At 47.2% G+C, this 8,804-nt stretch carries 10 protein-coding genes and 1 pseudogene; 5 read left to right on the top strand and 6 right to left on the bottom strand.

Going from position 1 to position 8,804, the window contains the following annotated elements:
- Positions 1-549 precede the first annotated feature (549 nt).
- Genes IM317_RS20715 through IM317_RS20705 form a run of 3 tightly spaced genes read left to right on the top strand, consistent with a single transcriptional unit; the run spans position 550 to position 2,403 of the window.
- Positions 550-1,077, top strand: coding sequence for a tetratricopeptide repeat protein (locus IM317_RS20715; protein WP_033146334.1), 528 nt, complete (start codon positions 550-552; stop codon positions 1,075-1,077).
- A 7-nt stretch (positions 1,078-1,084) separates the two neighbouring features.
- Positions 1,085-1,615 carry an RNA polymerase sigma factor gene (locus tag IM317_RS20710; RefSeq protein ID WP_080277784.1) on the top strand — a complete coding sequence of 177 codons (531 nt, stop codon included), beginning with the start codon at positions 1,085-1,087 and terminating at the stop codon, positions 1,613-1,615.
- A complete protein-coding gene (locus tag IM317_RS20705; protein WP_033146332.1) occupies positions 1,612-2,403 on the top strand; it encodes an anti-sigma factor in 792 nt (263 codons plus the stop codon). The genes IM317_RS20710 and IM317_RS20705 overlap by 4 nt, the downstream gene beginning before the upstream one ends.
- On the opposite strand, the gene IM317_RS20700 is transcribed toward IM317_RS20705, so the two are convergent.
- The 4 genes from IM317_RS20700 to IM317_RS20685 form a co-directional block, all read right to left on the bottom strand.
- A complete protein-coding gene (locus IM317_RS20700; protein WP_033146331.1) occupies positions 2,395-2,952 on the bottom strand; it encodes a YceI family protein in 558 nt (185 codons plus the stop codon). The two genes, IM317_RS20705 and IM317_RS20700, sit on opposite strands and share 9 nt — an antisense overlap.
- Before the next feature lie 174 nt (positions 2,953-3,126).
- On the bottom strand, positions 3,127-3,483 hold the full coding sequence (locus tag IM317_RS20695; protein WP_029740047.1) for a hypothetical protein: 357 nt from the start codon (positions 3,481-3,483) through the stop codon (positions 3,127-3,129).
- A 498-nt stretch (positions 3,484-3,981) separates the two neighbouring features.
- Complete coding sequence (locus IM317_RS20690) at positions 3,982-4,449, bottom strand: hypothetical protein (protein ID WP_033146330.1); 468 nt, start codon at positions 4,447-4,449, stop codon at positions 3,982-3,984.
- 2 nt (positions 4,450-4,451) lie between these two features.
- Complete coding sequence (locus tag IM317_RS20685; RefSeq protein WP_049015074.1) at positions 4,452-5,174, bottom strand: hypothetical protein; 723 nt, start codon at positions 5,172-5,174, stop codon at positions 4,452-4,454.
- Between the two features lie 302 nt (positions 5,175-5,476).
- Here IM317_RS20685 and IM317_RS20680 point away from each other — a divergent pair, with 302 nt between their 5' ends.
- Entirely contained in the window at positions 5,477-5,695 is a 219-nt protein-coding gene (locus IM317_RS20680; protein ID WP_015570058.1) for an ogr/Delta-like zinc finger family protein, read from the top strand.
- A 28-nt stretch (positions 5,696-5,723) separates the two neighbouring features.
- On the top strand, positions 5,724-6,287 hold the full coding sequence (locus IM317_RS20675; protein WP_033146329.1) for a phage polarity suppression protein: 564 nt from the start codon (positions 5,724-5,726) through the stop codon (positions 6,285-6,287).
- A 416-nt stretch (positions 6,288-6,703) separates the two neighbouring features.
- Here the strand turns inward: IM317_RS20675 and IM317_RS20670 are convergent, their stop codons facing one another.
- The gene (locus tag IM317_RS20670) at positions 6,704-8,479 is read right to left on the bottom strand and encodes an ATP-binding protein (protein WP_193362522.1); all 1,776 of its coding nucleotides are present in this window, start codon (positions 8,477-8,479) and stop codon (positions 6,704-6,706) included.
- Positions 8,467-8,804: pseudogene (locus IM317_RS24050) on the bottom strand (hypothetical protein); the annotation flags it as partial. The gene IM317_RS20670 and the pseudogene IM317_RS24050, both read right to left, overlap by 13 nt.

Raw genomic sequence — 8,804 nt, 5'->3', positions numbered from 1 at the left:
TTGTAAAACCCTGTAATTAATAGAGGAATTATTTTTTAGAATATAAAAATGATATAGACAGAAAACGAAGGTTGTGCAAATTAAGCTTTCGTAAATAAGTGCAAAAACAATGAAGAGGGCATTAATGTATTGGGGTGGTTAATAATTTACTTGGCTCAACCTTTTGTTTTATATGATTTTAGTTTTAACCTGTGGCGTTGATTCTGAATATGATTTACGCAGTATGATAATTGGTAGGGAACATTTTTAATATAATGTAAAACGTTATTGTTTAAGCGCGCTTAATATGCATTTAAGTTAGGGTAACGTTTTTGATATAAGATATATTATGTCACCCACACAATAAAATATATTCTTATGCAGGATTAAAACTCTGCTATCACGCGAAAATAATAGCGTTAAGTAAAGGGTAAAATAACCTGATTTATTTCCATTGGTGCTACGACGTCAGCATGATTTTGCGACAGCAAAAAATTCACGGGGAGAATGAATAAAAATCGTCAGTCGGGCGTTTACTGACGTCACTTCCTTCTTACCCTGGAGCTTTATATGAACACGATCTCGTTTCGTTTGATCCCGGTGCTGATTTTTTCCCTGCTGTCCCCCCTGGCGCTGGCAATGGGCAATAATAGTACCGAGAGCAAAACGCCCGATTGTCCTTCCGGACAGGTGTATGACAGCGCCACCCAGAAATGCGTGCCGGACAAGAGCAGCAGCCTCAGCGACCAGGACAAAACCAACTATGCGTACCATCTCGCGAAGAAAGGCGAGTATCAGGCGGCGCTGAACCTGCTTGATTCGCTGAAAAATGGCAATACGGCTGAAGCGTGGAACTATCGCGGGTTCGCCACGCGCAAGCTTGGCCGCACGGACGAAGGGATTGGTTATTACCAGCGCGCGCTGGCTATCGCACCGGATTATGCCAAAGCCCGGGAATATCTCGGTGAAGCGTGGATGGTAAAAGGACGTCCTGACCTCGCGAAAGAACAGCTGAAGGTGATTGCCGGTATTTGTGGCCAGTCCTGCGAGGAGTACCGTGACCTGCAGGCCGCCATCAACGGACATCCGGAATCCTGATTTTCTCGTGGAGGGAAAACACATCGCTACCAGTGAGGTTCGTCAACAGTTAGCCGCACACCTGCCGCGTCTCTGGCGCTATGGGCTGGTGCTGTCGCGAAACAGGGATATCGCCGAAGAGCTGGTTCAGTCCACCTGCGTGCGTGCGCTTGAAAGGAGCAGCCAGTATACGCCGGGCACGCGCATCGACAGGTGGCTGTTCGCGATACTGCACTCCATCTGGATCTCTGAGCTTCGGGCACGACACGTGCGTCAGGGGCAGGGATTTGTGGCCAGCGACGAGCTTCTGGCGCCGGATATCCGCGAACAGGATGAGACGCGCCTGCATTACATGAAGGTGATGCAGCGCGTCAACGCGCTGCCTGAAGCCCAGCGCAACGCGGTATTTTTGGTTTATGTCGAAGGCTTTACCTACCAGGAGGCGGCGGACACTCTGGCGGTGCCTGTCGGTACCGTGATGAGCCGGCTGGCGACGGCGCGGGCTCGGCTTGCCAGATCCGCTGACGCACTGCCTCCGGCAAAGGAGAAACGCTCTTGAACTCGCACCGTTTTGCACCGCCCTATAACGACGACGCTATCGTTGCATGGATAGATGGCGAGATGTGCCGCGTCGACGCGCAGCAATTTGAAGAACAGTTGAAAAGTGACGAACGCCTCTCCGGGCGAACTAACGAACTGATGAAAAGCAGCCAGGATTTCGCCGGGGCGTTTGCCCACATGCTGGATGAGGCGCCACTTGAGGCAATGCAGGCGCGTCTGGCGGCACTTCCCGATCCACAATCCTCCACACCGGCTGGCGTCAGCAGGCGGGCGCTGATCGCCGCGTCGGTCAGTTTTTTGATGGTCGGATCCGGGCTGGGCTACCTGCTGCGGCCCGCTTCCGCGCCAGCGGATGAGAACGCTCATATTCGCGACCTCGAAGCGCAATATATGTCCCTGTACAGCGTTGAGACGCTGCTGGATATGGACAGCGCAACGCCGGTCCTGCAGCGCGGGCTGGAACGAGCCTCGCAGGACATCGGCATCAAGCTGCACATGTCGCAGCTTGTCCTGCAGGGGGCAGAGCTGAAAATGGTGCGAATGCTGCGCTATGAAACCACCTCGATCGCGCAGATTGCCTGGATTAACGCCGACTACGGCCCGATGGCGCTCTGTATCTCTCCTGTAGATGAGAAGACTATGGCCTCTCTGCGCCAGGAGCAGCGGCACGGCATGAACCTGGCGTGGTGGCAGGAGGCGGGCTACCAGTTTGTCCTGATTGGCCGCAACCCGCCGTCTCACCTGCGGGGAAACGCGGAGCAGCTACAGCGCCTCATCTCAGGATGACGGCACGTCGTTCGTCTGAATGGCAATAGCGATGGCAATACGATCGTCCACGACCAGCGCAAACTTATCCATCCCGTAGGCCGCGCGCGAGATCGCCGTCGTGGCATCCAGCGTGAGGGCCTGCGCGTGCGGGTCTTTCACGACAGCCTCCAGGATCACCGGGCGGGCGATGTTTCGTACGGTCAGCGTGCCGAACACCCTGAACCGCCCGTCGCCCTGGGCGACCACGCGAGAGCTGATGAACTCGATAGTTGGATAACGCTCGGATTCAAAAAACATATCGCTTTTCAGCTGCCAGGTGAGCAGCTTGTTTGAGGCTACGAGAGTCGCTACGGGAATGGTGACGTGAATATGGTCGTCGACGTCGTTTTCCGGGTTGAGCGTCACGGCGCCCGTCACGCCACTGAACGTCGCCCAGGAGAGGATGCCGCCGAAGGCATGCCACGACAGCCGAATGGCGGTGTTATTGGCGTCAATTATGTAGCTCTTCGGGGCAGCCATCGCCCACGGACAAACCAAAACAAGCACTATCACCAGGCGTCGCAGCATCTCAGGATCTCTTTTAGGGGGGCAGGGAGTAAACGCGTCACCCCCGGGATCTATTCGGCTTTGTTGACGTTATTTCAACCGGAGCGCGATAACCGGACCTGGTGACAAGTGTAGCCTTGAGAACGCAGAGCTGCGGAGAATAAAAAAGGCCGCTTGCGCGGCCTTTCAAAGGGATTACTCAGTGACTTTCTTTTCCAGCTCGCTGGCACCTTCTTTGGTTTTGTTCCAGCCTTTCTCAGCGCCTTCTTTGGTGGCATCCCACCCTTTCTCGGTGCCTTGTTTGGTTTTATGCCAGGCTTTCTGGGAATCTTCGCTGACCTTGCTGCCCAGGCTTTCGCTTTTACCCTCCGCAGCATGCTTCTGTTTCAGCTTCAGCTCTTCACCTTTGTTCTGCTCTTCGTGCAGTTTTTGCTTCGCCTCGTTGGCGTTTGCGTTCGCCGCAGCGACGGTATCGTCAGTTGCATGTGTGGTCGCAGCAAATACTGGGGAAGCCAGCAGAACGGCAGATAATGCGATAATTGTTTTTTTCATAATATCCTCATTTAACGTTATCGGTTATGAGCGTGATTCAGCATGGCACAGGCGAAACGGGATGGCTTTAGGAAAAAACTGTAATGAGATCAATGTTCCCTGAAGAGGGATATTTCGCCTGAGGATTATCCAAAGGATAAAAAGCCTATTTCAGCAAGGGCGGCGAGGGTCAGGAGAATGAAGATAATAACGGTTATGGGTCTGTACATGGTGGGGTTCCTTCCGGGTTGAGCGGCTATTCCGTAGCGCTGGGTGGTGTTTTTTTTTTCTGCATAGGGGGAGGGGAGGTGTCGTTGATGTTTGTCAAAGAGAAAGGGGAACGGTGGGTTGATGGTACTGAAAAACCCGCAGGGGTTATACCGTGTGGGCTTTCAGGTTTCATCGGATGAATAGGGTTATTACCGATGGAGATTCTGGTTGGCTATCCGAGTCTGCATAATTCTCAGGTGCATTTATCCCGCTCAGCAGAAAGCCTTTTCATTCTTTTAAATAATGACTTCAGCTTACGTTTTCCGACGCCGGTGTGGCAGAGATCGTTATGTACTTTTTCAGACCAGACTCCCGTTTAACACCTTTTGGATCGGAAACAAAAGGAAGCCGCAGGCGAGGTGAATCTGATACTTTCAGTGTCCAGATATAATCCCCAATAAACCTAAAATCTACGCTATCGTCAGTGACCTGGAGATCCGCAAAACTACCTGTCGAGTACTCATTTCCTAAACGAACAATTTCTTTAAGCCCTTCATGAACGTCAATAAGGGCAATCGTCAGGGATTCCTCGAAAATAATGTCATCCGTCAGAAACAGGATATAACGCAGCTCATTAACCTGGACCGCTGCTTCAAGCACTTGTCCCGGTACAATAATGCCGGTGCTTTTACCATTGAGCACAACGTCAGATTGAGCCTGGGTTACATCGGTAGCTTCGCGAAGCTTAACCAGAGATATTGAATTAACCTGTTGCATAATCAATTCCACAAACGTCCCATTTCCCATGCAGCAAGAGCGCCGCCGACGAAGCCACCGATGAGCACGCAAACAGGTGCGCCTGGCCCACACATTAATCCCGCCATTGCGCCACCCGCGGCAGCACCGGCAATACCTGCACCATTAATCGCTATCTGCCTGCCTGATTCAGAAACCTTATCATCAGCGGTATAAATTTCGTAAACAGAAATCGCAATCGAAAGAACAATCAGCCCTCTTCCAATGCGCGAGAGTTGCATCATTTTCATGTTTACTTGTGGGTTAGACTTGCCTGCGGATTCAACGATACTTGCATATATCTGATTTTTTTGTACTTCCGAAAGACTGTTAAAATTTGCCTGCGGGCCGAATAAAGCTTTCGCTTTTTTTGCTACCAACTCATTAAGCGTCTTACCTTCGCTTTTTATCCGTTCGGCCATTGCCCGTCCCAGGGGAGTGCTGCGAGAGCGCACCATCTCCATGATCAAATTTCTCGTTTCCTGAGCCTCTCGTGCCGCTTTGTCCCAAGAGATCACTCCAGCATTGGCCTTTGCGCGTAAGTCTGCGGACATTTCTTTGATTCTTTTTGAGTACTCAAGGCGTAAGCGGGGGTCGACCGACAACCTCGCGGCTGCAGCGGAAACATCGCCTTGTAAGGCATTCATAGCGCTTTCGAATTTATCGCGTCCATCGGTATCTAATGCGCTCAGCAACGTCGTATCCATATTCTCATTATTCCCGTCATTGGCTCTGAGATGCGTTGAACAAATTTCTAGCACATTATCGGCAAAAGGTCTTTTTAATATTTATTAACCTCGCTTTTGATTTTGTTTCTTTTGATTATATTTCAATGAGATATTGATGAGGTTAGGGACTTTTCGCTATGAACGATTTGCAGCTTTAAAAGAATGAAGATTGTTGTTAGTAGGGATTACTTTGCTGGTTCAGCGCACCTTGGTAGTCAGGTAGTTTTATGTTCTTTTCAAAAAACTGATTCAAAATGGCTTTCATAAGGTGGGGCATAGGCATGTTTCACTGTCCGTTCTGCAAAACTAGCGCGCATTCCCGCACCAGTCGGTATTTGTCAGATAACGTCAAACAGCGCTATCACCAGTGCATGAACATCGAGTGCTCGGCCACGTTCCGCACGCTTGAATCCATCGACGGGGTTATTCGTTCACCGGTGACAGAGCCGGTCATCCCGGTACCCGCACCGGCGGCCACCGTTAACCGTGCCGGTGCGTGAGCACGGCCAGTCATCAGGAGAAACATACGTGACCACACTGACGCTACAGAAAGCCTTTGAGGCCAGCCAGGCAAATAAATCCGCCTGGCTGCAACGCCGGGATGAACTGAAGCAGGCCGAACAGGCATACCGCGAACAGCTTGCCGGCAGCGGCCACAGCGGCCGGAGCCTGCAAACGCTGCGTGAGATTATCGAGGTGAAAAAGTGGGAAATAAATCAGGCTGCCGGGCGTTATATCCGCTCGCATGAGGAGGTGCAGCGCATCAGCATCCGCGACCGATTAAATGATTTTATGCAGGCGCACGGTGCGGAGCTGGCCGCCGCCCTTGCCCCGGAGCTGATGAATTATTCCGGGCAACATTCCGCCGTTCAGCGCTGCGCCATGCAGCACTCGCTCGATTATCTGCGCGAGGCGCTACAGCTCTGGCTGTCCGCTGGTGAAAAAATTAATTATTCGGCGCAGGATAATGACATTTTAACTGCCATCGGATTCAGGCCTGACGCGGCTTCGCGCGATGATAATCGTGAAAAATTCACACCCGCACAGAACCTGAATTACACCCGCCGCCGTGCAGAACTGGCCGTGCAGTAGTCCGCTTAAAAATCCCCGAAAATCTCGCCATTTTTACGTATAAAAGCCATGCATGCATAAGGTGCATGGTTTTGCATGCGTTTTACCGACACTCAATCCCCCGCCAGCGCCAGCACTGGCGCGTCCTGAGGCCGTTCATGCACCTGCATTAAAAGCGCCCCCTTAAGCGGGCAGGCGTGGCGGGGAGAGCATTGCGCGCCAGCGCTAACGTACATATTTATTTTGGCAGGTTGAGAGCGTTGCTATGGGATGCAGATTCGCTAAGAAGTCTTAAGGGGGCATCAAGGTGTTTGTCGGTGTAGCGGGTTTCTGAGGTTCGTAGGCATGGTGAAGAAAAAAAAGCCGCCTGGTGGCGGCAGGTATCAATCAAATTTCCTGTTTGGCGTAATAACTTCAAAGTGAAACATTTCCAGTAATTACCAAAATGAGTCCAGATCAATAGTATCGCTTTCAGGTGCTAATTCTGAAGGTAGACGCTGGATTTGTATGATCATCGGAGTATGAAATGCTGTGCCCGATACTACACAGGCACCAGATGGCAGTATAGGAACTAAGCCGCGCGAAGAACTATCAAGATTGCTTATAGAGTTTTTGAGTAAGAATAAATCATTTTCGTTAACTAAGCGGTGGAGAAAATAATTATGTATTTGAGATATTATTGTTGTTGATATGTCTGCTGGTCTCTGGCTTGCAATCGTGACAAAATAAGCAAATTTCCGGCCTTCCTTTATTATTTCTTCAAACAGTTCTAATCGGTAATCTTTCCAGGTCTCGGATTCTCTATTAGATATCTCCGATAATATGTTATGAGCCTCATCAACAATCAGGTGAAAGCTGTTTTGCGATGTGTCTTTTTTCTTATGTTCCAAAAAAGAACATTTTGCAATCAACATTGGAATCGATTTTTTCGTTTCTTGGTTACAATTCTTTAATGATATAAATAATAATGGTTTGGTTTCAAGCTCAATATCATCAATTATTTCAATCACTTTTTCAAGTGAACTGCTTGAGGAGTTTATTTTGCTAATTAATGGGCTTATATGCTCATATTGTACATAGTTCCTAGATACGGATTTTATTAATTGAAGGGTTGCCCTAACAGTTATTTGCTGAAAAGGCGATAATGTTGTGATGTCGATATTGGTACTTGCAAGAGTAGGTAGGTGAGCAAGATATTCATCTGGAGTGTTGAGAAATGTACCATTTCTATAATATTTGTTGTTTTCCCCTCTTGAGAACCAACTGAACTCAGATAATTCAGAGTTTATTTCTTTAGATTTTTCAGGATTGATAATGTTAATTATTGAACGAAGTACACTAATTGTTTCTCGGTGTTGATTTTGACCAAACATTATTTTTATGGTGTCATGAAAATAATCATTGAGTTCATCGCCATACTTGAGTCTGTTTCTAACAAGTATATTTAGAAATGGTTTTTGAGTTTTTTCTGTGGCAGAAAATAGGACTGAAAGTAATTCTGGGTCCCAATACTCTGATTTTTTGATTTTTAACTTTTGATTTCCATTCTTTAAATGAGTGTCAAGTTCAATATAATTACTCTTGTCTTTGAACTGATTGTGAATGGGTTTATATTCACCGTTGAAGTCAATAAATACAAAGGTGGATTTATTGAATAATTTCTCTCCCACACAAGAGAAAAGCTCACTATATATTTTTGCTAAAGAATTGGATTTACCACTTCCTGTATTTCCAAATATTCCGATGTGTGAATTGAATATGCCGTTTATTGGGATGTGAATAGGTATTTCTTCTAAGAGTGATTTGCCAATTAATATTTTTTTAGCATCTATCTTGCCTTCGAAAGAATATATTGTGGATATAATTTCGTCAGATATGAGGTGTAATTCATCCTGAATCATTGGTAGGTATTTTATACCCGAGTGAAATTTATTTCCTGAAATATAACCGATGATTTTAATATCTACAAATCTATCAAACTTTTCATTGTTGGGTTGTGTGTTGTCAAAGTTTTTCTTTTCGATGATTTCTTCACCCTCAATTTTTCCGATAATATCGTGATACCCTTTTTTTATGACTATAAATTCATTTATAGCAACACCACGGTATAATCTTCCATCATATATATATGTAGTCTGATACAGGTTTGGATGTACGATTGCACGGACGGAGGTTCCTCTTACAGCTGTGACATACCCGATTATAAACTGCATGTTAATCCCTCCATTGAGTCGGTTCCGCTAAGGGAAAAAATACAATCTATGAATCTTTCTAGATCAATCACATTATTTTCGTCATCGTTTTCTGGATAAATAAAAACAATCTTTTTATTGTTTATTAATTCTTTTATTGCGGTCTTGTCATTGTTTTTATAGCAGAATATGTAAACTATTAACGAGGGGTTACTCAAAGAACGAGAAATAATTTCTCGAATGTGCTCATCTTTGAAAGAAAAACCAAAACATATTAAAACAGTTTGAGGCTTCTCAAGTTCATAACTCAAGAGTCTTAATGATTGGTAATAATGCTGTTGGAAAA

This window comes from Enterobacter cloacae complex sp. S3, assembly GCF_014930495.1.
GTDB lineage: Bacteria > Pseudomonadota > Gammaproteobacteria > Enterobacterales > Enterobacteriaceae > Enterobacter > Enterobacter asburiae_B.
This window is presented reverse-complemented; position numbering and strand designations above follow the sequence as displayed.